At 61.7% G+C, this 22613-nt stretch carries 23 protein-coding genes; 15 read left to right on the top strand and 8 right to left on the bottom strand.

The window, feature by feature from the left end; all coding sequences use genetic code 11:
• Positions 1-108: 108 nt before the first annotated feature.
• Both glyA and nrdR read left to right on the top strand, forming a co-directional pair.
• Positions 109-1356 (top strand): serine hydroxymethyltransferase, encoded by a 1248-nt coding sequence (gene glyA, locus CFE42_RS12125; RefSeq protein WP_037027468.1) that lies wholly within the window; start codon positions 109-111, stop codon positions 1354-1356.
• Positions 1357-1490: 134 nt separating this feature from the next.
• Positions 1491-1955, top strand: coding sequence for a transcriptional regulator NrdR (gene nrdR, locus CFE42_RS12120; RefSeq protein ID WP_004629525.1), 465 nt, complete (start codon positions 1491-1493; stop codon positions 1953-1955).
• Positions 1956-2000: 45 nt separating this feature from the next.
• On the opposite strand, the gene CFE42_RS12115 is transcribed toward nrdR, so the two are convergent.
• From CFE42_RS12115 to CFE42_RS12085, 7 genes are read right to left on the bottom strand one after another with little or no spacing between them, the layout of a single operon-like run.
• Entirely contained in the window at positions 2001-2435 is a 435-nt protein-coding gene (locus CFE42_RS12115; RefSeq protein ID WP_004629527.1) for a type IV pilin protein, read from the bottom strand.
• A complete protein-coding gene (locus CFE42_RS12110) occupies positions 2432-2791 on the bottom strand; it encodes a hypothetical protein (protein WP_004629529.1) in 360 nt (119 codons plus the stop codon). Before CFE42_RS12110 ends, CFE42_RS12115 begins: the two co-directional genes overlap by 4 nt.
• Before the next feature lie 10 nt (positions 2792-2801).
• Positions 2802-6170, bottom strand: a complete 3369-nt coding sequence (locus CFE42_RS12105) for a PilC/PilY family type IV pilus protein (protein WP_004629530.1) — start codon at positions 6168-6170, stop codon at positions 2802-2804.
• Positions 6171-6174: 4 nt separating this feature from the next.
• Positions 6175-6744 carry a pilus assembly protein gene (locus tag CFE42_RS12100; protein ID WP_004629531.1) on the bottom strand — a complete coding sequence of 190 codons (570 nt, stop codon included), beginning with the start codon at positions 6742-6744 and terminating at the stop codon, positions 6175-6177.
• Positions 6744-7778, bottom strand: coding sequence for a PilW family protein (locus CFE42_RS12095; protein WP_004629532.1), 1035 nt, complete (start codon positions 7776-7778; stop codon positions 6744-6746). Before CFE42_RS12095 ends, CFE42_RS12100 begins: the two co-directional genes overlap by 1 nt.
• Complete coding sequence (pilV, locus tag CFE42_RS12090) at positions 7775-8278, bottom strand: type IV pilus modification protein PilV (protein ID WP_004629533.1); 504 nt, start codon at positions 8276-8278, stop codon at positions 7775-7777. The genes CFE42_RS12095 and pilV overlap by 4 nt, the downstream gene beginning before the upstream one ends.
• Complete coding sequence (locus CFE42_RS12085; protein ID WP_004629534.1) at positions 8275-8919, bottom strand: GspH/FimT family pseudopilin; 645 nt, start codon at positions 8917-8919, stop codon at positions 8275-8277. The genes pilV and CFE42_RS12085 overlap by 4 nt, the downstream gene beginning before the upstream one ends.
• A 442-nt stretch (positions 8920-9361) precedes the next feature.
• Here CFE42_RS12085 and CFE42_RS12080 point away from each other — a divergent pair, with 442 nt between their 5' ends.
• The 11 genes from CFE42_RS12080 to CFE42_RS12030 all read left to right on the top strand — a co-directional run bounded on the left by CFE42_RS12080 (position 9362) and on the right by CFE42_RS12030 (position 17621).
• Positions 9362-9562 (top strand): type II secretion system protein, encoded by a 201-nt coding sequence (locus tag CFE42_RS12080; protein ID WP_004629535.1) that lies wholly within the window; start codon positions 9362-9364, stop codon positions 9560-9562.
• A 1-nt stretch (position 9563) separates the two neighbouring features.
• Entirely contained in the window at positions 9564-10496 is a 933-nt protein-coding gene (locus tag CFE42_RS12075; RefSeq protein ID WP_004629538.1) for a PilW family protein, read from the top strand.
• Between the two features lie 29 nt (positions 10497-10525).
• The gene (locus CFE42_RS12070) at positions 10526-11281 is read left to right on the top strand and encodes a Tfp pilus assembly protein PilX (protein ID WP_004629539.1); all 756 of its coding nucleotides are present in this window, start codon (positions 10526-10528) and stop codon (positions 11279-11281) included.
• Positions 11278-11682, top strand: a complete 405-nt coding sequence (locus CFE42_RS12065; protein WP_004629541.1) for a prepilin-type N-terminal cleavage/methylation domain-containing protein — start codon at positions 11278-11280, stop codon at positions 11680-11682. Before CFE42_RS12070 ends, CFE42_RS12065 begins: the two co-directional genes overlap by 4 nt.
• Positions 11670-12251: a GspH/FimT family pseudopilin gene (locus tag CFE42_RS12060; protein ID WP_004629543.1), complete on the top strand. Its 582-nt coding sequence runs from the start codon at positions 11670-11672 to the stop codon at positions 12249-12251. The genes CFE42_RS12065 and CFE42_RS12060 overlap by 13 nt, the downstream gene beginning before the upstream one ends.
• A gap of 24 nt (positions 12252-12275) precedes the next feature.
• Entirely contained in the window at positions 12276-13388 is a 1113-nt protein-coding gene (ribD, locus tag CFE42_RS12055; protein ID WP_004629545.1) for a bifunctional diaminohydroxyphosphoribosylaminopyrimidine deaminase/5-amino-6-(5-phosphoribosylamino)uracil reductase RibD, read from the top strand.
• Between the two features lie 6 nt (positions 13389-13394).
• Complete coding sequence (locus CFE42_RS12050; protein ID WP_004629548.1) at positions 13395-14048, top strand: riboflavin synthase; 654 nt, start codon at positions 13395-13397, stop codon at positions 14046-14048.
• A 127-nt stretch (positions 14049-14175) separates the two neighbouring features.
• A complete protein-coding gene (ribBA, locus tag CFE42_RS12045; RefSeq protein ID WP_004629549.1) occupies positions 14176-15315 on the top strand; it encodes a bifunctional 3,4-dihydroxy-2-butanone-4-phosphate synthase/GTP cyclohydrolase II in 1140 nt (379 codons plus the stop codon).
• Between the two features lie 81 nt (positions 15316-15396).
• The gene (gene ribH, locus CFE42_RS12040) at positions 15397-15897 is read left to right on the top strand and encodes a 6,7-dimethyl-8-ribityllumazine synthase (protein WP_004629552.1); all 501 of its coding nucleotides are present in this window, start codon (positions 15397-15399) and stop codon (positions 15895-15897) included.
• 27 nt (positions 15898-15924) lie between these two features.
• Positions 15925-16392 (top strand): transcription antitermination factor NusB, encoded by a 468-nt coding sequence (gene nusB / locus CFE42_RS12035; protein WP_004629553.1) that lies wholly within the window; start codon positions 15925-15927, stop codon positions 16390-16392.
• Positions 16393-16436: 44 nt separating this feature from the next.
• On the top strand, positions 16437-17621 hold the full coding sequence (locus CFE42_RS12030) for a pyridoxal phosphate-dependent aminotransferase (RefSeq protein WP_004629555.1): 1185 nt from the start codon (positions 16437-16439) through the stop codon (positions 17619-17621).
• Between the two features lie 79 nt (positions 17622-17700).
• On the opposite strand, the gene CFE42_RS12025 is transcribed toward CFE42_RS12030, so the two are convergent.
• Entirely contained in the window at positions 17701-18888 is a 1188-nt protein-coding gene (locus CFE42_RS12025) for a lytic transglycosylase domain-containing protein (RefSeq protein WP_004629556.1), read from the bottom strand.
• A gap of 537 nt (positions 18889-19425) precedes the next feature.
• Between CFE42_RS12025 and ubiD the strand changes: the two genes are divergently transcribed.
• Entirely contained in the window at positions 19426-20937 is a 1512-nt protein-coding gene (gene ubiD, locus CFE42_RS12020) for a 4-hydroxy-3-polyprenylbenzoate decarboxylase (RefSeq protein ID WP_004629557.1), read from the top strand.
• Between the two features lie 129 nt (positions 20938-21066).
• Positions 21067-22578 carry an NAD-dependent succinate-semialdehyde dehydrogenase gene (locus tag CFE42_RS12015; RefSeq protein ID WP_004629559.1) on the top strand — a complete coding sequence of 504 codons (1512 nt, stop codon included), beginning with the start codon at positions 21067-21069 and terminating at the stop codon, positions 22576-22578.
• Positions 22579-22613: the final 35 nt, after the last annotated feature.

The raw sequence follows: 22613 nt of genomic DNA, 5'->3' as shown, positions 1-22613 counted from the left end.
CTCTGCAATCGGCTAACGCCGAGCGCAGTCGTTCAAGCCGCGCGCATGTTTCCCCACGCCTCGCCCGATCTCTGCCATTTCCGTTTCGTTTCAGACCAGACACTCGCCATGTTCGAACGCAGCCGCTATACGATCGACCAGATCGATCCCGAAATCTTTGCCGCCATCCAGAAGGAAAATCAGCGTCAGGAAGACCACATCGAGCTGATTGCCTCTGAGAACTACACCTCCCCGGCCGTGATGGCCGCGCAAGGCTCGCAACTGACCAACAAGTACGCAGAGGGCTACCCCGGCAAGCGTTACTACGGCGGTTGCGAATACGTGGACGTGGTGGAACAGCTCGCCATCGATCGCGTGAAGCAGCTCTTTGGGGCCGAAGCTGCCAACGTGCAGCCGAACTCTGGCTCGCAGGCCAACCAGGGCGTGTTCTTCGCCGTGCTCAAGCCGGGCGACACGATCATGGGCATGAGCCTGGCCGAAGGCGGCCACCTGACGCACGGCATGGCGCTCAACATGAGCGGCAAGTGGTTCAACGTGGTCAGCTACGGCCTGAACGCTCAGGAAGACATCGATTACGATGCGCTCGAAGCCCTGGCACAAGAGAAGAAGCCGAAGCTGATCATCGCCGGCGCATCGGCATTTGCGCTGCGCATCGATTTCGAGCGCATCGGCAAGATCGCCAAGTCGATTGGTGCGTACTTCATGGTGGACATGGCCCACTACGCCGGCCTGATCGCCGCCGGTGTGTACCCGAACCCGGTGCCGCACGCTGACTTTGTGACGACCACCACGCACAAGAGCCTGCGCGGCCCGCGCGGCGGCGTGATCCTGATGAAGGCCGAACACGAGAAGGCCATTAACTCGGCGATCTTCCCGGGCATCCAGGGCGGCCCGCTGATGCACGTGATTGCCGGCAAGGCGGTGGCGTTCAAGGAAGCACTGTCGCCCGAGTTCAAGGCTTACCAGCAACAGGTGGTGAAGAACGCTGCAGCCATGGCCGAAACGCTGATGGCCCGCGGCCTGCGTATCGTCTCCGGCCGCACCGAAAGCCACGTGATGCTGGTCGACCTGCGCGCCAAGAAGATCACCGGCAAGGAAGCCGAAAAGGTACTGGGTGATGCACACATCACCGTCAACAAGAACGCTATTCCGAATGACCCGGAAAAGCCGTTCGTGACGTCGGGCGTGCGCCTGGGTTCGCCAGCCATGACCACGCGTGGCTTCAAGGAAGCCGAGGCCGTGAAGGTCGCCCACCTGATCGCCGATGTACTGGACAACCCGCACGACGAGGCCAACATCGCCGCCGTGCGCGCCAAGGTGGCTGAGCTGACCAAGCAGTTCCCGGTCTACGGCTGAGGCATCCGCCGATGGCCGGATCTTCCGGCCACGTAGTACCCTGCCGCGATGCGCCCCGAATTGAATGAGGGGCCATCGCGGCGTTGTTCTTTTAGCGCAGTGCGTTCTTTGAGGTTGCCGAGGAGACCACCGGCATGAAATGCCCCTTTTGCGGCCACGCGGCCACCCAGGTGATTGATACCCGCATGTCGGAAGAAGGCGACACCGTGCGCCGCCGCCGTCGCTGCGAATCCTGCGACCGCCGCTTCACCACCTACGAACGCATCGAGCTGTTCTTCCCGGCCGTCGTCAAAAAGAACGGCAGCCGCGTCGACTACGACCGCAACAAGGTCAAGGATTCCATGCGCCTGGCGCTGCGCAAGCGCCCCGTTTCCGCCGAAGCCATCGACGAGGCCATCGCCCGCATCGAAGAAAAACTCCTCAGCCACGGCGAGAAGGAAATCGGCAGCGACCGCGTGGGCGAACTGGTGATGCGCGAACTCAAGCGGCTGGACAAGATCGGGTACATCCGCTTTGCGTCGGTGTACCGGAGTTTTGAGGATCTGGCTGAGTTTCGGGACGTGCTGGACGAGGTTGCGGCGACGAATGTGCGGAAATAGCACGCACGCGAACGGCTTCTATCGCCGCTGCGCTCCAGCCGACGACTACCAGCAGCTCGATGCCGTAAGCGTGCCCCCAGATACCATTTTATTCCCCGCCTGATCGTAGCTGAAGGTACCGCATGCATCCGTTGCCTGACCGGCCTGCGGAACGGCTTGAATCGTATAGACCGTCTGCGTAGGCACGACAGAGAAGCTCAGAGCGTAGTAGCCGTTGTCTGACTTGGTATTGGCGTAAACGCCGCTGGCGCCCAATGTCGCGCCAGCGTAGGTGTTGCCCAATGAGCGGTATTGCTCCATTTTCTGAGCCACCGCGAGCAATGCCGTTTTGGCATCCGCGCGCCTGGACTTTTGTATGTAGCCGTTGAGCGACGGATACGCCACGACGGCGAGGATGCCCACAATAGCGACCGTGATCATCAGCTCAACCAATGTGAAGCCGCGGGGCAAACGCCGAGAGCGAGAGAGTCCTGTGTTCATTGGAAGTAGATAACTGAAATCGTCCGTTCAGAGGCGTCCTTTGGATCCAGCAGGAAACGAATCTCTTGCCCCAGACGCAACGACGAGAGGCGGCCCTCATCCCCAGCAGGGCCAAATACGCGCACCGCACGACCGACCTGAAGGCGGTTACCCTGCACGTCGATCTCACCTTTATCCAGATTGAGCGCGGTGACCACGCCACGTATCATGCGAGGTGCTTCACTCGCATGGGGCCGCGCCCGACTCGACGCCGGGCTGGGCGTCACGCCACCAGGCTCGCCACCTCCCACCGCCAGCGCACCATATGCTGCATTGCCTGCCAGCACAAAGGTGGCAATCACACATAGCTTCTTCATACCTGCCCCCTCAGTTCAATTGCCGCCATGCAACACGGCCACGGGAACCCTTACCTGCCGTTTCACCAATCACTTGAATGGCACCCGCCGAAGTATTGACGTATTTGTTTTCAAATGGCGAGGCGCCCGGTGCTTGGATGGGCTGCAAAAAGCCCGGAGCAGCGGGAATTGAGCCGACTTGTCGACCACTCGTATTGGCGGGCGAACCGCCATATTGGAGTAGATCCGAGTTGTTGATGACTCCGTCGCCATTGGTATCGAAGGTCGGACTATCCAAACGGTTGCCCGTAAAGACATCCAGCTCCATCACCCAGCCGGTACCCCCGGCGCTGCATTGGGCGGTGGACGGGATGACAGTGTTAAAAATCACACGACCCGAACGAATGGTCGCATCTGTCACAGCACGCTCTCCGGTAGTCGGCAAGTTGATGTACCAACCGAGCTTCGAGCTGTTGTAGGACCCAAGTGCAATTGCATTGTCGCCGGACCGAAGCGCGTCCAAGGTTGGCGCTCCTACGGCGTGTGTCGTGATGCGATACGTGTTGCCGTCAGGACCCGTTGTTGTGCCCAACACCGATTGCTGCTGAAGATTAGACAGGCCGCTGATCGTGGCGCCCTTGTCGATGATGCCGTAGAAGGTCTGTCCAGCCGTCGACGCTGTATCGGTCGTTGTGAAGTACTGCCCCGTGCCGAAGACCAGGAGGTAGTTACCTTGCAAATTTCGAGTCACGTCCGGGCGTACCGTAATCGGCTGCCCCCCCGTACTGAACAACGGCTGCGGACTGCCGGAGGTACCAAATGCAACCCCCCAATTGCTGACCGTGCTGCTCGACAGGTCGAACTTCCACATGTTGCCCGCCAGATCGCCGGCATAAACAACGTCGGCAATGCCATCCCCGTTGGTATCAACGGCGACAGGTCCTGACAGGCCATTTGGCGCAGCAGTAGTGCCAGCGTTCGTATCGATCTTTGCAGTGACCGCTCCGGTTTCTGCATCCAACACAAACAGCACTGCGTGGCCGGTCGTGCTCGCCGCACCATCAGACTGCGTGCTGTTGTAACCATTGGCCACAATAACGGACCACCTTCCGTTGTTTGTTTTGACGATCAACGGTTGGCCAAAGCTATAGCCCATGTCTGCGTCATTCGCGTCGGTGAATTCCCAGCGCGCGACCTGGCTCGCAGTCGACTCGGTGAACTTCGACGGATCGGTGACGTCGAGCGCGAAAATGCCCTGTCCTCCACCGGCCAGCGCGCCTGACAGCAACGTATGCCACCCGCTCTTATAGAAGGTGTCCCCCACCGTGACGGAGCCGTCCGCGAAGTACTGGTGTGTGTATGTCGGAGCGGTCAGCATACTGAGGTTGCTGTAGATGGCCGCCGGAACATAGGCCATCGACTCTTTCCCCGTAGACGCATTGATGCCGTGCAGCATGCCGTCATTGGCTCCGACGTAGATCATCGGCGTTCGATTGCGCCAAGTCGATACGAATGCGGAGTAAGGGGCGCTCTCCATGTTGTCTGGATAGTTGAACGCAGGCGCGCCGACATAGTTCGGCGATGAGTGAATGATGTCGCCCAGCTTGCTCGTCGGACGATTGCGAAACGAAGGTGTGCAGGACCCACACGTATTGGCTTCGTTGGCATTGTTGCCACGCAGATAGGTCACACGCTGCGAGCCATAGCCATCGTTGGTGGTCTGGCTGGCGTTGTAGTTCAGCTTGGTCGATTGCGCCGCGTCCATCTCGGTCGCCTTCGGCGAACCCGGCGATACAGGCCACCGGAACGGAATACCGCGAGCGCCAAGAGCCGCAGACGGCTTGTACGTCAGGATCTGGCGCCCGGTATCCCAGTTCTGGGAATTGATCTGCTGGCCGGCATCCCAGAGTTGGCTGCCGATCGAACCGTCCGAGTTAATGGCATATGCAAGCAACTGCCCCGACCAGTCGGCGCTGCTGAACTTGGCCTGATACAAGGCAGTGCCTGTCCCCCAGGAACCCGCGTTCAGGGAAACGGCCGAAGCCGCTGCCACCTTGGTGGTAATGTCCGCCGCGATGCTTTGGAACTGCTGCTGCAGCGTTGCGGGATCCGTGCTCAGGTAAGCATTGCCCGTCCCCCCGAGCTTTGCCATTTGGTTGAGCGCAGCTACCGAAGCGGGGTTGGACACCGTGCTACCCATCCCGACCACGTAGGTCTGAATGTCAAAGGGACTCGTATAACCCTTAACGCTCGTACTGCGTAACGCCGTGATTTGACTGAACACATCGTTCGCAGCGTTGGAGAACGTCCACTGTCCAGTGCTCGAGTTATAGGTGCTTTGCTGATCGGAAAGCGCCCACATCGAACCATCGGTCTTGCCGGTGGGGTTGCCATCGGTCGCTAACAGCACAAAGTTCTTCTGGCAACTTTGAGTCACAGGCGTCGAATAGCCAGCCTGCGAGCCCGCGAAGTAACTCCTCGCCGTTTGCAGACTGCCAGAGAGAGGTGTAGCCACCGCCCCGTTCTTGATTTCGAGCTTGCTGTGGCCGCTCGCTGCTGAATTTGAGTTTGTCTCCGGCGCCAGATAATCGATCAGATTCTGGTAGTGCGAGGGCGAATCCGCCTGCACAGCTTCCAGCATTTTGCCGGACCCGCTTATGTTGGCATAGTAGCCCCACGCACGCGATAGCCAGATCATTCGTGAGTAAGGAGGATTGCCCGGCAGAAACCCGGCGTCGGTCGGGGTAAAGCCAACTTGCTGGCAACCCGAGAAGTCACCGGAATTCCAGGTCGACACGTTGGCGTGGTTCCGGCACCCGTTGTAATTGGTATTGGGATTGCTGGTCGTCCCCCCCGATAAGCCAATAGCCCACGGATACGGCCACGTACCGTTGTAGTACAAGACGTCATTGATGGCAGGATCATCGCCACTGAGCTCGTAAGTCAAATACGAATACGAGGCACCCGATTGCGGATTCGGGACGCAGCGCAGGCCGCCGTTCGATGCGGAAATGCCGTTGACACAGTCATTTGTGAACACCATGGTGCTGGCGCTCCCAAAGAAGTAGGCATACGTGTTGTACAGGCTGGGCCCCGGAGCATCGAACGTCGCTAGGCCCCAGTTGAATTGGGTGCGATAGTTCGAGATGGTCGACGTAATCACCGAGCGCGCAATGTTGCCACGTGTGGTCGGATCGTTGCCCGCGATCAACTTGCCCGTCATCGTCCCGTCCATGGACTGCGAGTTGTCATAGACCACCAAAATATTGGGGGTGGCTGTGTTGCTCGACAGAAACAGCGGATATTGCGCGATGGTGAGCAGCGCCGCGTTAGTTGTCAGCGGCAGCAGCGAGCTGATCAACAGCGCGAGCGCCTTGACTAAGAAAGATTGTGTCTTCATGGCCTCAGCGCTTCACGTAAATGGATTCTAGAACGACGTGGGTTTCGGGGCGTGCGCCGGTCGAGTAGACCGTGATCCGGTAAGCCGTCCCTCCTGCTGGAGGCTTCACACCAATCCCAATACTCTCGCCGGCCGGCACGGATAGTCCAGAGAGTTTTTCAATGACGTATAGCGGCTGGGATGCAACATTGGGCAATGCAACTGCCCCCGTATAAGCGCCATATGTGCGTGTATTCGCACCGTTAGTCCAATCGATCAAAGAGGATACCGACGCCGATTTTGGCGTTGACCACGACGAGGGTGGCGTGCACAACCCGTTCGTGCACGCCTGCACAAAAGCCGTTGTGGTCGTGATGTTTTGAGCAACATCCAATTCGGCATCACGAAGGGCCGCTTCTGCAGCCTGAAAGGCAAGCTTGCTGTCTTTGCTGTTGCCCAACATCATTTCCTGCATCACCGAGCCATTGACGAGCGCCAACCCTAGAAGCGTCAGGAGCACCAGAAACACCAACGCAACAGGCAAAGCAACACCGCCTTGAGCAACGCGCAGCCTATTCAAATTCAGCAGTAGCATCACATCACCCGGTTGCGCAGCGTAATTACGCTCGTAAACACCGAGCGTATTCTTCTGTCGGCTGCCGTCGCCGAAGCGCCATTGAAGGTATAGGTTTGAGCAATGGGCGACACGCTGTTCTGAACCGATGCCATCAAGAGCTGAATCCGCACACTGACTACGTTGTTCCAGGTACCAACGTTATCTGCAGTGACATAGCGGTTCGCGGCTTGGTCGTTATCCGTGTCTTCCCCATAGAGAAGAACCAGGTTATCAACACCCTCAACCAGTTCCTGGGGCTGACCCGCACCCGTGTAGTCAGGCACGCTGTAAGACCACAAGGAGTGCACCGCTTTGTTCCTGGCACTCTGGGCAACGAAATAGGTTTTGGTCACAACACGGTACGCCGATGCATCCGTGTTGAAGACATGCGTGAGATCCGCACTGGCATTGCCAGGCGTTGGCACAGCAACGGCTGCATGCGACAGCGAACCAGTCGTTGGACTGCTCGTGACCTGCGTCGCCTGAAAGACCGCTTGAGCTTCACAGTCGGAGACGAGGATGTAGTCACCCTGAGCAAACGGCGCGCTTGCCTCCACCGTCACCGCACCAGTTGTTCCCGTCATCTGCGCAGTTAATGCAGCGCCATTGTCGTAGGTGCGCTTGATGGCAATGACATCTGTCCCCGCAATCGGAGGTTGCGGAAGGCTGCTGATGCTCGTATCGAGCGCCGGCGTCCACGTTGACCCACTGCCGTGGTAACCAAAAAGCGTCTGATCAAATCGATTGTTAAAGGAGCCCGGCGAGTTCAGGGTATTGACCGGCGAGTTGGCCATGCCGTTACAACCGCGAAAACCGGTCATGCGGATGTCCTGCTCCATCGCCTCAACCGCAAAGCGGGCGCTTTCCTCCAAGCGCCCCACCGTATCGACCACGCGCGATGTTTGACGACCCGAGAGATAGATCGAAACGGCAATGCCCACGAGCAGCAAACCCAGCGTCAATCCGACCATGAGTTCAACTAGTGAGAGGCCGGTTTGTCGGCGATTCATCATGGCTTGAAGCTCTGCGAGAGCATCTGTTGCTGGCCGTTCTCGGTCCACCAGACCATAACGGCGTACACGTTTCCGCCACCGTCACAGCCAGGCGCGGTGGGCGTCGCAGTCGGCGATATTTTGCTGGTCAAGCAAACCACTCCAGCACCTTGCGGAAGCTGCGTACTAAGCTCGTTCGACCACTCGTAGTAGTCGTTCTGAGCAATTTGCGCTGCCGAGCAGCCCGCTGAATTCGACACACAATTGGGATTGCTAGCGGCACCCGACAGGCTGCTGTAGGCGCCCGCAGAATAGCCCGTAAGGTTAGCGCGTATTCTGTCGCTTATCTCATACGCCAAGTAAACGGCTTTGCTTCGTTGCGTGGAAATGTTCGAACTGGACATCCCGATCAATTGCAAGCGTGAGAACCCAATTAAGCCGACAGAAATGACCAAAAGCGCAATCAGCGCTTCCAACAGCGCGTAGCCTCGTGCAGTGGAGTTCAGGGGGCGAGCATTCATGGGCACGTTGCGCTGGCAGCATCGACCAGTCCGTTCGGCTGAATCGTGATTTGATATCCCGACGTACCGCTGGCGGTAGAACACACCTTCAATTGGCGCAGCACAGCCGGCGACAGAAAACCATGGGCATCGAACTTGAGAGCGCCGTTGTTCGGCACGCTCAGCGTAAACCCAGGTGGCAAGGCATCGTGTGCACGCAACACCTCCCCACTATCAACCACCCCGTTGGCATTTAAATCGACCCAGACAGACCAACCCGCACCCCATTCGTTACCTACCACTCCAGACGCGCCTGACAAAACCACGCTCACTGGAATGCCGCGTTTAGCGGCCTCGCTTCGCGCCAAAGCGAGCGAGGACATGACCTCAGTCTGCACAGCAAAAACACGATTGCTACGCAGCATCGGTGCGAAAGAAGGGATCGCGACCACCAAGAGAATGGCGAGAATCGCCAAGACCACCATTAGCTCGGTCAGCGTGAAGCCGTGAGTTGCCAATAATGTCGTGACAATAGGCGAGCCGCCCGATTGGCCTTGTAGTGCGCGCGAATAGCGCAGTCGCGCCGATACCAAGCTCGGGTGAGCCTGAACGACTTTGCGAAACCAAAGGGCGAAAAGAGAACCGCGAACCAATGCGCGCATCTCAACTCTCAGCCGGAATGCCGTTGCCTGATCGCGCACCCACATCGCCCAATGGGCGAGATCCCGTTAAGCATGACTCGAACCCCCGACTATTGTTTTATGCGGCAGTCACGACGCAACCGAGTTCGCGCGCTGCCGATTTGGAACTGATTTGAGTTCTTCTAGGATGGCTCACGTCCGACCCCCGTGAACGTGATCATCTGCGCGACAAAAAAGCCCAGGCAGATGCATCCCCGGAATAGTGGGGAATTAGTCAAAAAGTGTCAACAACCCCCTCCTTCAACCGCGAGATTCGGGAAGGCTAGTGTTGGTGAAAAACCAACGATCCGTCGCTGCATGGGACGCCGTGCCCCCGACTCCCGGAGAGGGTATTGACCAGATATGACAGTTATACGGCCAAATTCACACTAACTTGAGCGACTTTCCAAGTGTCCGTCGACTCATGCCTGTCTGCCATCACGTCAAGCGCCAACACGGCGCCATCCTGCTCGAATCCCTTGTCGCACTCGCCGTATTGTCCCTGTGTGCAGCGGGCACCCTGACCGCACTGGAACGGATGGAGACCACCAGCCAAAGCCTGCGTCAGCTATCGACCGACGTTCGAACGCAAAACAACGGGGTCGAATCCGCAAACGTGCACTGACATGTGCCGCCTCTCTCATGCTCGGCGGGGCGCGACGCTTGTGGAGTTGCTGATCGGCACGCTGCTCGGGCTGATCGTGCTTGGCATCGCGTTGCAACTGGCACTCCTGGCCCGTGCAAGCTATCAGCGCGTTGCCGACAATGCCCTGATCGAAAGCCGCGGCACGCAAGCACTGGAACTGCTGACAATGGCACTGCAGCATGCAGGGTGGGCAACCGATACGCCAGCAGCATCGCCAGAGCGCCGATGGCCAGACGCGAAGGCGACCCTATCGATTCAAGGTGCGGACAGTTGCACCCCTCCCGAAGCAGAAGTCCTTGGCTGCAACGGCAGTGGCATCCGAAACAGCGATGCCGTGCTGGTCCGCTTTGCAGGCCGTAGCATGCATACCAACTCGCAGCGACCTGACGACAGCATCATCGATTGCTCCGGCTACGGGGTCGCTGAGCCGGTTCAAAACGGCAGCGACGACCAGCGCGCGGGATACATGCTGCTCTATCTCGCCCGAGCGACGGATCAAGAACCGCAACTCATGTGCCGGTCGCGAAGGCATCAAGCCGGTCAGACTGTGGCGGGCCGTTGGACATCCAATGGCATGGTCCGCGGCGTCGAAACAATGCAGCTTCTGTATGAGGTTCGCACCGCTGGCGGCACCTCAAGCACGACACTGTCCGCGCGCTCGCTGACCACCGAGCAATGGCGCCGGGTTCAAGCCGTGCACATCGCGCTGGTCGTTCGCGGCGACTACAACACGCCCAGGTCAGCCAACAAGACCACGGCCACACTCGCGCTATTTCCCGACCTCCAGCGAGTTGAAGGCGCCAACGCACAGGACTTGGAGTTCACGCCAACCGAAACCCAACGCCGTCGTGCCGTTTTCACTGCAACGGTACGCTTGCGCAATCCGCTCGCCTGCGATGTGGACGTATGTTGAGCGTTAGCGCCAAAGCGCGTGGTTTCTCGATGATGGTGGTAATGCCCGCGGTGGCGTTGCTCGGCCTGCTGACCATGGCGACCTTCCATCTGGTGTTGGATCAACGGCACCGCACGTCTCTCACGGCCGATCGTGCCTTGGCCAAATACGGCGCGGAAATGGCGCTGAATGCGGCGGAGTGCGAACTGTCCGTCGCCACCGAAACGCCCACGAACCTCCAATGTATGGCGGCCTTGCCACGGGAACGTATCGCCGCACTGGATCCGGTTTTGAGACGCGGCTTCCTGGTGGGAACGTGCGGCAACGACGGCTCGCTTGGGTTATGTCAGCCGCAACCCGACCAATCGCTCTGGACGTTGGCGCGACTGCTTGATGCGACCACCCACGCCGTAGAGATCGACGCACGCCTCCCAGGCACCCAGCGCATTGCCGGCCGCACTGCGCGGTACGTCATTGAGCCGATTCCCGATCGATGGCCCGGCCAAACTCAGCATAGCGATGACACGCCACCGCCATGGTTGTATCGCATCACGGCAGCAGGATTTGGCGCCGACCCCGCGGTCAGTGTCGTGCTGCAAACAGTCTTCCGCCCCCGAGTGCCGCGCCATACATCCACGCCTCAGACCACCACCGAAGCTGCACTGCCCACCATTCGACCCAGTGGCACGGTGACACAACGCGTCTACACCACAAGCGACCAGCACGACGCAACCGCCCCTCATTCGCAAACCTTCATGCTCGGCCGCCTGAACTGGCGTGAGCTGATCGAGGAGGGCTTACGATGAAGTATCGCCATGCCGCATTCACGCTTGTCGAGCTTACGATCGCATTGGCCATCGCTGCGTTATTGACCGGCGCCGCCGTACAAACCTGGTCGAGACACCATGAGCGCGCGCGGCGGACTGCGGCGCATGCGGCGCTGGTCTCAACCATGGTGGAATTGGAACGCCAGTATGCGCACACAGGCAATAGCTCCTCACCGGCCAACATTCCGGAATACATCTCCGGCTATCACTTGCTTGCTGGCCCGTGCGATGGGCGTGCTGCCGCACATTGCATTGAAGTCGTCGCCCAGCCGGTGCACGCGGGCACCGACTGCGGCGCGCTTATCCTGCGCAACACCGGCGAACGGTTCACTCAGATCGGCAATGCGCGCCAACCGGCATCGCCCGCATGCTGGCCATGAACGCCTCTCGTCTGCGGGCCGGGTTCACGCTGGCTGAGCTCGTCGTCGTCCTGAGCGTGATATCGATCCTTGCGATGTTCGCCGCGCCCGCCGCGTTGAATTGGTGGCAACGCGAGACTGTCGTCGTTCTGGCCGACCGCTTTGTCAGCGCGATCTCGCTGGCGCAGACCATGTCGCGCAATCAGCGTGCGTGGGTTCACCTCGGCCCGTGCAACGCTGAGCAGGGTTGGTCGTCGGGATGGGCGTTGTATATGATGCCCTCGCCGCAAACCCAGGCGACGCCGCTTGAACCCGGCACCGAAGATATCTTGATGCGCGTGTCGCCGCCTGTGGTGCCGCCCGTCGAATTTGCGTTCACGGCGTCACAGCGGGATGTCGACACCCTCTCTTTTGCACCTGTGGGATACTCGCGACAGCGTAACGGCAGCCAGCTCTACGGCACGCTGACAATCCGATCTGGAGCACATGAGCGGCGGGTCCGCATCAGCTCCGCAGGCCGCGCCCGCATCTGCGATCCGGCCAAGGACACCAAAACGTGCGGCGCCAGCGCCTCGGCTAACGACGATTAACCCAAACTCCCGCATTTTTTGCTCATGTTCTCCGACTTCGACCACGCCATGATGCAGCGCGCCCTGGCGCTGGCCGAGAAGGGCTTGTTCACCACCACGCCCAACCCGCGCGTCGGATGCGTGATCGTGCGAGACGACACCGTCATCGGCGAGGGCTACACGCAACCCGCCGGACAGGACCACGCTGAAATCCAAGCCATCAAGGATGCTCAGTCGCGCGGCCAGGACGTGCGCGGCGCCACCGCCTATGTGACGCTGGAGCCCTGCAGCCACTTTGGCCGCACCCCGCCCTGCGCGGATCGTCTCGTCGAAGCGGGGATCACCCGCGTGGTGGCGGCCATGGAAGATCCAAACCCCGCTGTCTCCGGACGCGGCTTGCAGAAGCTGCGCGATGCCGGGGTCGACGTGCGCTGCGGGCTGCTGGAGCGGGAGGCGCGTGAGCTGAACATCGGTTTCGTTTCGCGCATGACGCGCGGCACGCCCTGGGTGCGTGTGAAGGTCGGCGCTTCGCTGGACGGCCGCACCGCGCTGGACAACGGCATCAGCCAGTGGATTACCGAAACCGAGGCGCGCAACGACGGCCACCGCTGGCGCGCGCGCGCCTGTGCCATCCTCACCGGTATCGGCACGGTGCGCGAAGACAATCCGCGACTGACCGTGCGCGCCATCAACACGCCGCGCCAGCCTCGCCGCGTGCTGATCGACTCGGCGCTGGACGTGCCACTCGACGCCCACATCCTCACCGCAGATGGGCACCACGAGCCGACGCTCATTTTTGCCGCTCAACCCGAAGCTGGCCGCATGCGTGCGTTGAGCGAGCGCGGCGCGGAGGTCATCCTGCTGCCGAACGCCGCAGGAAAAGTCGATCTGGCCGCAGTCCTGCGCGAACTGGGTCGCCGCGAAATCAACGAGCTGCACGTCGAAGCCGGCTTCAAACTCAACGGCTCGCTGCTGCGCGAAGGGCTGGTTGACGAGATCCTCGTCTATCTGGCACCCAAGGTGCTCGGCTCGGGCCAGGGCATGTTCAATATGGGGCCGCTGCAGACGCTGGAAGGCGCGGCCGAATTCTTCTTTCACGATATCTCGCGCATCGGGGGCGATCTCCGCATCCTGGCGCGCCGCAACCCGACGGATTGATTGCTTATGTTCACCGGAATCGTCGCCGCAGTTGGCCGTATTGAAACCGTCTCGCCGCTTGGCGACAACGCCGATGCCGGCGTGCGCTTGTCCATCGACGCCGGCGGCCTGCCGCTTGCCGACGTGGCCTTGGGCGATTCGATTGCCATCCAGGGCGCATGCATGACGGTCGTCGCCAAAACCGAGACCCGCTTCGACGTGGATGTATCGCGCGAATCGCTGTCCAAGACGGTCGGGCTGGAACGCCCCGGCGAGGTCAATCTGGAGAAGGCTCTGCGCCTGGCTGACCACATCGGCGGGCACCTCGTATCCGGCCATGTGGACGGCCTGGGCACGGTCACATACTTCGCGCCGGTCAACGAATCGCACGAACTGCGCGTGCGGGCTCCGGTAGAGCTGGGCAAGTATCTGGCCTACAAGGGCTCCGTGGTGGTGAACGGCGTGTCGCTTACGGTCAATTCCGTCCGGGACGATGCCGACGGCTGCGAGTTCTCGATCAATCTGATCCCGCACACCGTGGCAGTCACCACGCTCAAGCACCTGAAGGCCGGCAGCCAGGTCAACCTGGAGATCGACCTGATCGCCCGCTACGTGGAGCGCATGCTCACCCACGCCGCTATTGGCCTGCCCGTGGGCACACAACCCCTGGCAGCCGTTTGAACCATTGGCCCCACTGGCTTGGGGCCGCCTTGGCGTACAATAGCGGGCTTCCCATTTACGCAGTCGCACGGCCCCCGAAATCACCGATTGACGGGAGTTGACCGGCGGCGCGCACCCCTGCTACGCCATGTCGATCGCCACAGTCGAAGAAATCATTGCCGAAATCCGCGCCGGCCGCATGGTCATCCTGGTCGACGAGGAAGACCGTGAGAACGAAGGCGACCTGATCCTGGCGAGCGACTTTGTCACGCCGGAAGCCATCAACTTCATGGTCACGCACGCGCGTGGCCTGGTGTGCCTGACGCTCACCGAAGAGCACTGCGACCAGCTCGACCTGCCGATGATGGCAAGCCGCAACGGTACGCAGTTCGGCACCAATTTCACCGTATCGATCGAAGCGGCCGAAGGCGTGACCACCGGCATTTCCGCGGCCGACCGCGCACGCACCATTCAGGTGGCGGCCGCCAAGAACGCCAAACCGTCTGACCTGGTGAACCCGGGCCACATCTTCCCGCTGCGGGCCCAGAAGGGCGGCGTGCTGATGCGCGCCGGCCACACCGAAGCCGGTTGCGACCTGACCGCCATGGCGGGCCTGACACCCGCCGCCGTAATCTGCGAGATCCTGAAGGACGACGGCACCATGGCGCGCTTGCCGGACCTCGTGGAATTCGCCAAGAAACACGGCCTGAAGATCGGCACGATTGCCGACATGATCCAATACCGCAGCCGCACCGAGAGCATCGTCGAGCGCGTCGGCGAGCGCACGATGGAGACGCAGTTCGGCACGTTCCACGCCGTCGCCTTCCGCGATCGGGCGGCCGGCCGCGCCCATCTGGCGCTGGTCAAGGGCACGCCGACGCCGGACACCGAAACGCTGGTGCGCGTACATGAACCCCTCTCGGTGCTGGACCTGCTCGAGTGCCAGCGCACGACGCACTCGTGGAGCGTGCCCGCTGCCCTGCGTGCCATCCAGGCTGCCCCGACCGGCGTGGTCGTGCTGCTCAATTGCGGCGATTCGGCGGACCGGCTGTTCACGCAGTTCTCCGCGCTGGACGCGCCGCATGAGCGCCCGCGTACGAAACCCGATCCGCGCATCTACGGCATCGGCGCGCAAATCCTCAAGGACGTGGGTGTGGGCAAAATGCGTGTGCTGGCCTCGCCGCTCAAACTGCCGAGCATGGTCGGCTACGATCTGGAGGTGACGGCGTACCAGTCGATGGCAGATGCACCCGACATCACTTCCTCTGCATCCACCGCGACACACTGATTTTCCCGCGGCAGCCGAGACTGCCGCGCCGGCTTTCTTCTTCTGACGTTGCCCGACCGGCAACCTTAACTGGAATACACCATGGACCACGGCTTCTACCCGACCAATCTCAACGGCGAAGGCCTGCGCATCGGCATCGTCCAGGCGCGTTTCAACGAGCCCGTGTGCGAAGCACTGCGAGAAGCTTGCGTCGCTGAACTCGAACAACTCGGCGTGGCCGGCGAAGACGTGCTGCTCGTGACTGTGCCGGGTGCGCTGGAAGTCCCGCTGGCGCTGCAGAAGATGGCCGAGTCGGGCCAGTTCGACGCGCTGATCGCGCTGGGCGCAGTCATCCGCGGCGAGACGTACCACTTCGAACTGGTGTCCAACGAATCGGGCGCCGGCATCACGCGCGTGGGCCTGGACTTCAACATCGCCATCGCCAACGGCATCCTGACCACCGACACAGACGCACAGGCCCACGCCCGCACCCGCGAAAAAGGTCGCGACTGCGCCCGCACCGCCGTCGAAATGGCCAACCTGACCAACGACCTCGACGGTCTGCAGGATCACGGCCAGGACGACGACGGCGAGAATGAATAAGCGCTTCCTCGCGCAAAGGCTTTTCCCATGACGCAAGACAATTCCCAAGCCAAGGCCAAAGCGCCCGCCAAGAGCGCGCGCCGCCGTGCGCGCGAACTGGCGCTGCAGGGTCTGTATCAATGGCTGCTCAATCGCAACGACCCGGGCGTGGTCGAGGCGCATCTGCAGGACGCGCAAGGCTTCAACAAGGCCGACCGCGCGCACTTCGACGCGCTGCTGCACGGTGCGATCCGCGAAGAAACCACGCTGACCGAGGCGTTCACGCCGTACCTGGATCGCCCGGTTGCCGAGCTGTCGCCGGTCGAGCGTGCCGCCCTGCTGGTCGGCGCGTACGAGTTGGTGCACTGCGTGGACATCCCGTACAAGGTCGTGATCAACGAAGCGGTTGAACTGACCAAGACCTTCGGCGGCGTGGAAGGCTACAAGTACGTCAACGGCGTGCTGGACAAGCTGGCTACGCAAGTGCGCGCTGTCGAGGTCGCTGCCCGCCGGTAATTCGGCGTCTGCTGTTCGCTTTACCTTTTTCGCTTCGCTTCAAGATGGACGCCCACCGCCTGCACACAGCCGCCCGGCTGGCCAATATCCGCGCCTTTCACGTGATGGAACTGGCCAAGCAGGCCCGCGAGCTGGAACTGGCGGGGCGCAGTATCATCCACATGGGCATCGGCGAGCCGGATTTCACCGCCGCCGAGCCCGTCGTGCAAGCGGCCGCCGACGCCATGCGGCGCGGCGTCACGCAGTACACCGGGGCCCTGGGCATCCGCTCGCTGCGCCAGGCCATCGCCCGCTACTACCACACCGTCTACGGCCTAGACATCGCGCCCGAGCGCATCATCGTGACGGCGGGCGCGTCGGCAGCGTTGCTGCTGGCGTGTGCGGTGCTGGTGGAGATTGGCGGCGAAGTCCTGATGCCCGATCCAAGCTATCCGTGCAACCGTCACTTCGTGGCCGCCTTCAATGGCGAGGCGAAGCTGGTGCCGTCGGGGCCGGAAGAACGCTTTCAGTTGACTGCCGCGCAGGTCGAAACCCACTGGGGCGAGCGCACGCAGGGTGTGCTGCTGGCCTCCCCTTCCAACCCGACGGGCACGTCGATCCTGCCGGATGAGCTGCAGCGTATTGTGCAGGCGGTACGTGCACGAGGCGGATTCTCGATCGTCGATGAGATCTACCAAGGTTTGTCATACGATCAGGCCCCGGTCTCCGCACTGTCGTTCGGCGACGATGTCGTCACGATCAACAGCTTTTCCAAGTATTTCAACATGACCGGCTGGCGGCTCGGCTGGCTGGTGGCACCCGCCGAACTGGTGCCGGAGTTCGAGAAGGTCGCGCAGAACCTGTTCATCTGCGCGTCGGCGGTGGCGCAATATGCGGCGCTCGCCTGCTTTGCGCCGGAAGCGTTGGCGATCTACGAAGAGCGCAAGGCCGAATTCCGCCGCCGACGTGATTTCATCGTGCCAGCGCTGGAGTCGCTCGGCTTCAAGGTACCGGTCAAGCCGGACGGGGCGTTCTATGTCTACGCCGATTGCCGCGGCGTAAACCACCCGCACGCCGCCAATGCCGACGCCCTCACCCAGTCGATGCTGCATGACGCTGGCGTAGTGCTGGTGCCGGGGCTCGATTTTGGTCCACACACGGCGCAGCACTACATCCGGCTGTCGTACGCCACGTCGATGGCGCATCTGGAAGAAGCGGTCGCTAGGCTCGGCAAGCTATTCAGCCGGTAAAACACTCTACGCGTCGCCCAAACAGAAAAGGCCGTCCCGAAGGACGGCCTTTCCTATATAGCGCAGCGAATCGGGCCAATCAGGCTTGGCCCTGCGACTTATTGTCCAGACGTGCCTCTTCCTGTTGACCAGCCGCCGGTTGCTTGTCGGACGGCTTGGTGGCTTGCGTCTTCGCATCGGCTTGCGTCACAGGCGTTGCCGTCGCGACCGGCTTCACCGGTTCGCGCTCAGACGCCACCGTCATGGGCGAACGATGCCCAGTGGCCACCATGCGCAGGCGCGACCGCTCTTGCAGCACCTTGCCGCCGTAGCCGCCGTCGCCTTGCGTGACCGCCCCGACATACAGCTTCAGGCCGCCTTCGATCGAACCTGCACGCGCGATGCAATCCTTCAGCACCAGCGCACCGACCTTGATGTTGGCATACGGATTGAGCGCAGCACCAACGCCGCCCATCACTTCGTACTTGTCCTGGTGGACCTTGGTCATGACCTGCATCAGACCCTGCGCACCCATACCGCTTTCGGCGAACGGGTTGAAACTGGACTCGATGGCCATCACGCCCAGGATGAGCAGCGGATCCAGGCCGACTTCCTTGCCGGTCTGATAGGCCGCCTTCACCAACTGGCCAGTGGCAGTGGCCGCCACGCGGTACTTACGGGCGATGTATTCGGCCACGGCAGCCTGCTCTCGCGGGGTACCGGCGGTTGCCGACTCACGCGCGTCACGGACGACTTGCGTGTTCGGAATCTGCGCAGCCAACTCGGCCACGGACGGCACCTTCGAAAGCGTGTCCCAACCTGCGGCCGCGACCGTGCCACCCTGCGCCGCAGCAGGCGCTACAGCTTGAGCGGCACCCGTACCGGCGGACGGCGCCGTCGGTGCAAAAGCAACCGGCTGCACGCCAGCCGCAATCGCGGGCGACGGATTGGCCGAGGCGACACTGGTGTCGACACCCGGCGTGAAATGCAGCACGCGTTGAGCGACCGTGGCGCGCCACTCGCTGTTGAGCGAGAGGGCAACTGCGGCGGCCACCGCCAGCAAGCCGATGCTATTAAGCACGACATGCCCGCTGCGGAACACCAGCAGTACGCCAGGATGCAACTCATTGCGGGACGCGGCGGCGCCCCCTGCGTTCAACTCCATGCGCAGCTTACGAGGCAGCGCAACTTGACCAGCGCGCGCGAGGCGGCGGCCAACCGGGGCTACGAGCCGGCGTTGCAGCGCCGATCCGATCCCGGAAGAATGAAGGGTTTTCCAACCGTTCATACTTACCTCCGTCCGCTGCGCAGATCCGGTAGACGCCTTTCTTTTGCCTGGCGCCGTGCGTTTCGAATCGCAACGGTTTTTAGTAAGGATGCCGCGCTGTTGCAGTCAGCCGGCATCTGTTGGGGGCACTCCCCTAGTGCCCAGAGAAATGCGGGCCGTGTCCTTGGGGAGGTCACGTCCCGCAGCGATGCTGATGTGCTCTGGTGTCGCCCCTCATACGTTTGAGAACGGGGCGTAGGCATTAGCCGAAAACATGTTGCGTTGCAACAATTACCAGATCGGATTGGATTGTAGGAAGCGCGTTATGCCAAGTCAATCATAAAGAAGTAAGTTTTCATATCCGAAAGTTATGATAAACCTCCCGTTGTTGGGACTGGCTGACCTGCGATGCGTTCTGTCATCAGGGGGTCATGGGGTTTTGGCCGTACAATCGCGGCCACCCTGCCTACACCAAAAAAATGTCGCCCGGACGACTATTCGGGGGACAGCCCCTCCGCGTGATAGGCGATCTACCTTACCTTTGGTTACAAAATCTCCATGCAATACAGGGACTTACGTGACTTTCTCGCCCAACTCGAACGCACGGGCGAACTGCGCCGCGTGCACCAGCCGGTATCGCCGCGCCTGGAAATGACCGAAGTCTGTGACCGCCTGCTGCGCTCCGAAGGCCCGGCGGTAGTCTTCGAGCAGCCGGTGGACGGCGCACAGAAGTACGACATGCCGGTGCTGGCTAACCTGTTTGGCACCACACGTCGCGTGGCGCTGGGCATGGGCGCGGAGTCGCTCGATGAACTGCGGGACGTCGGTCGCCTGCTCTCGGCGTTGAAAGAGCCTGAACCGCCGCGCGGCCTGCGTGAAGCCGGCAAGCTGTGGACGATGGCCAAGGCCGTGTGGGATATGGCGCCGCGCAAGGTGTCGTCGCCGGCGTGCCAGGAGATCGTGTGGGAAGGGAATGACGTCGACCTCTCGCGCATTCCCGTACAGACGTGCTGGCCCGGCGATGCGGCTCCGCTCGTCACCTGGGGGCTGGTCATCACGCGCGGGCCGCATAAGAAACGGCAGAATCTGGGCATCTACCGGCAGCAGGTCATCAATCGCAACCAGGTCATCATGCGCTGGCTGGCGCACCGCGGCGGCGCGCTGGATTTCCGCGAGCACGCCATCGCCAATCCCGGCCAGCCGTTTCCGATTGCGGTGGCACTGGGCGCGGATCCGGCCACCATTCTCGGCGCGGTGACGCCGGTGCCGGATACGTTATCTGAGTACCAGTTTGCGGGGCTGCTGCGCGGCAGCCGGACTGAGCTTGCGACATGCCTGACGCCTTCGCTGGCGCAGGCGCAACTCCAAGTGCCGGCCGGCGCCGAAATCATCCTCGAAGGCCATATCCAGCCGGATCCGACGCACCCGAGCGGCTATCAACACGCGCTGGAAGGCCCCTTCGGCGATCACACAGGCTATTACAACGAGCAGGACTGGTTTCCCGTGTTCACGGTCGAGCGCATCACGATGCGCCGCGACCCGATCTATCACTCTACGTACACAGGCAAGCCGCCCGATGAGCCGGCCGTGCTCGGCGTGGCGCTCAATGAAGTGTTCGTGCCGCTGCTGCAGAAGCAGTTTCCGGAGATTGCCGATTTCTATCTGCCGCCCGAGGGCTGCAGCTATCGCATGGCGCTGGTCAGCATGAAGAAGCAATACGCCGGCCACGCCAAGCGCGTGATGTTCGGCGTGTGGAGCTTCCTGCGGCAGTTCATGTATACGAAGTTCATCGTCGTGGTGGACGACGACGTGAACCTGCGCGACTGGAAGGAAGTGATCTGGGCGATCACCACGCGCGTGGATCCGGCGCGCGACACGGTCATGGTCGAAAACACGCCGATCGATTACCTCGATTTTGCGTCCCCGGTGTCGGGCCTGGGCTCCAAGATGGGCATCGATGCCACCAACAAATGGCCCGGCGAAACCACGCGCGAATGGGGCCAGCCCATCGTCATGGATACCGCTGTCAAGGCCAAGGTCGACGCCATGTGGGACACGCTCTTCCAATAACCACAAGGCTCGGCGGCCTGGCCTGCGAGCGAACGATCGTTCGGTTATTCTTAGCGAGTTAAGCGACTGCTGCATCTAAAAGGCGGGCCCTCTTTGTCTACTGGGCCCGCCTTCCTTATGGAGAACGCCATGGCCGAAGCACTCGACTCATCCCGCACCGCCGCCAACGCGCTGGAGCGCATCACAGACCGCACCCTTGTCAAAACGCAGTCCTACGTCGACGGCGCCTGGGTGGGCGCGGCAGACGGCGCGACCTTTCCCGTCTACGACCCTGCCACCAACGCACACCTGACTGACGTCGCCAATCTCGGCCACGCAGAAACGCTGCGCGCCATCGAAGCCGCCAATGCGGCTTGGCCCGCATGGCGCGAGCTGACCGGCAAAGAGCGCGCCGGCCTGATGCGACGCTGGTTCGACCTGCTGATCGCCAATGCCGACGACCTCGCCACGCTGATGACCGCCGAACAGGGCAAGCCGCTGGCCGAAGCCAAGGGCGAAATCGTCTACGGCGCGTCGTTCATCGAATGGTTTGCCGAAGAGGCCAAGCGCGTCTCCGGCGACGTGATGGCCAGCACCTGGCGCGACAAACGCATGGTCGTGTTGAAGCAGCCGGTGGGCGTGTGCGCCTCCATCACGCCATGGAACTTCCCGCTGGCGATGATCACCCGGAAGGTTGCGCCGGCCATGGCGGCAGGCTGCACCATCGTCATCAAGCCGGCCGAGCAAACGCCGCTGTCCGCGCTGGCGATGGCCGAACTGGCGCACCGGGCGGGCATTCCCAAGGGCGTGGTCAACGTGGTGACGGGCGATGCGGACCGCTCGATCGCCATCGGCAAAGCCCTGTGCGAATCGCCGATCGTGCGCCATCTGTCGTTCACGGGCTCGACGCCGGTGGGCCGCATCCTGATGCAGCAATGCTCGCCGACGGTGAAGAAGGTGGCGCTTGAACTGGGCGGCCATGCGCCGTTCATCGTGTTCGACGACGCCGACATCGATGCTGCCGTGGAGGGCGCGGTGCAGTCGAAGTACCGCAACGCGGGTCAGACGTGCGTGTGTACGAACCGTTTCTATGTGCATGCGTCGGTGTACGACGCGTTTGTCGAGAAGCTCTCCGCCAAGGTGCGCGGCATCAAGGTCGGCAACGGCTTCGAGTCGGGCGTTGTTCAAGGCCCGCTGATCGACGACCAGGCCGTGGAGAAAGTGCAGCGCCACATCGACGATGCGACGCAGAAAGGCGCACGCCTGACCACTGGCGGCAAGCTGATGCAGGGCTTTGGCTCGCAGCGTTTTGTCGAGCCCACGGTGCTGGCCGATGCCACGCCCGACATGCTGATCGCGCGCGAAGAAACCTTCGGGCCCGTCTCGGCCATCTTCAAGTTCCAGGACGAAGCGGAAGTCGTGCGCCTGGCCAACGACACGGAATTTGGCCTGGCCTCGTACTTCTACAGCCGCGACATCGGCCGTATCTGGCGGGTGGCCGAGCAGCTCGAATACGGCATGGTCGGCATCAACACCGGGCTGATCTCGAACGAGGTCGCGCCGTTTGGCGGCATCAAGCAGTCGGGCCTCGGCCGTGAAGGTTCGGTCTACGGCATCGACGAGTATCTCGAACTCAAGTATCTGTGCATGGGCGGCATCTGAACCGTCGCCCCCTCTCGGCCGACCTGCCACATCGA

Source organism: Ralstonia sp. PBBBR1, from assembly GCF_002256165.1.
Taxonomy (GTDB): Bacteria; Pseudomonadota; Gammaproteobacteria; order Burkholderiales; family Burkholderiaceae; genus Ralstonia; species Ralstonia thomasii.
The sequence above is the reverse complement of the archived record's forward strand: the minus strand, read 5'-3'. Positions and strand labels throughout refer to the sequence as shown.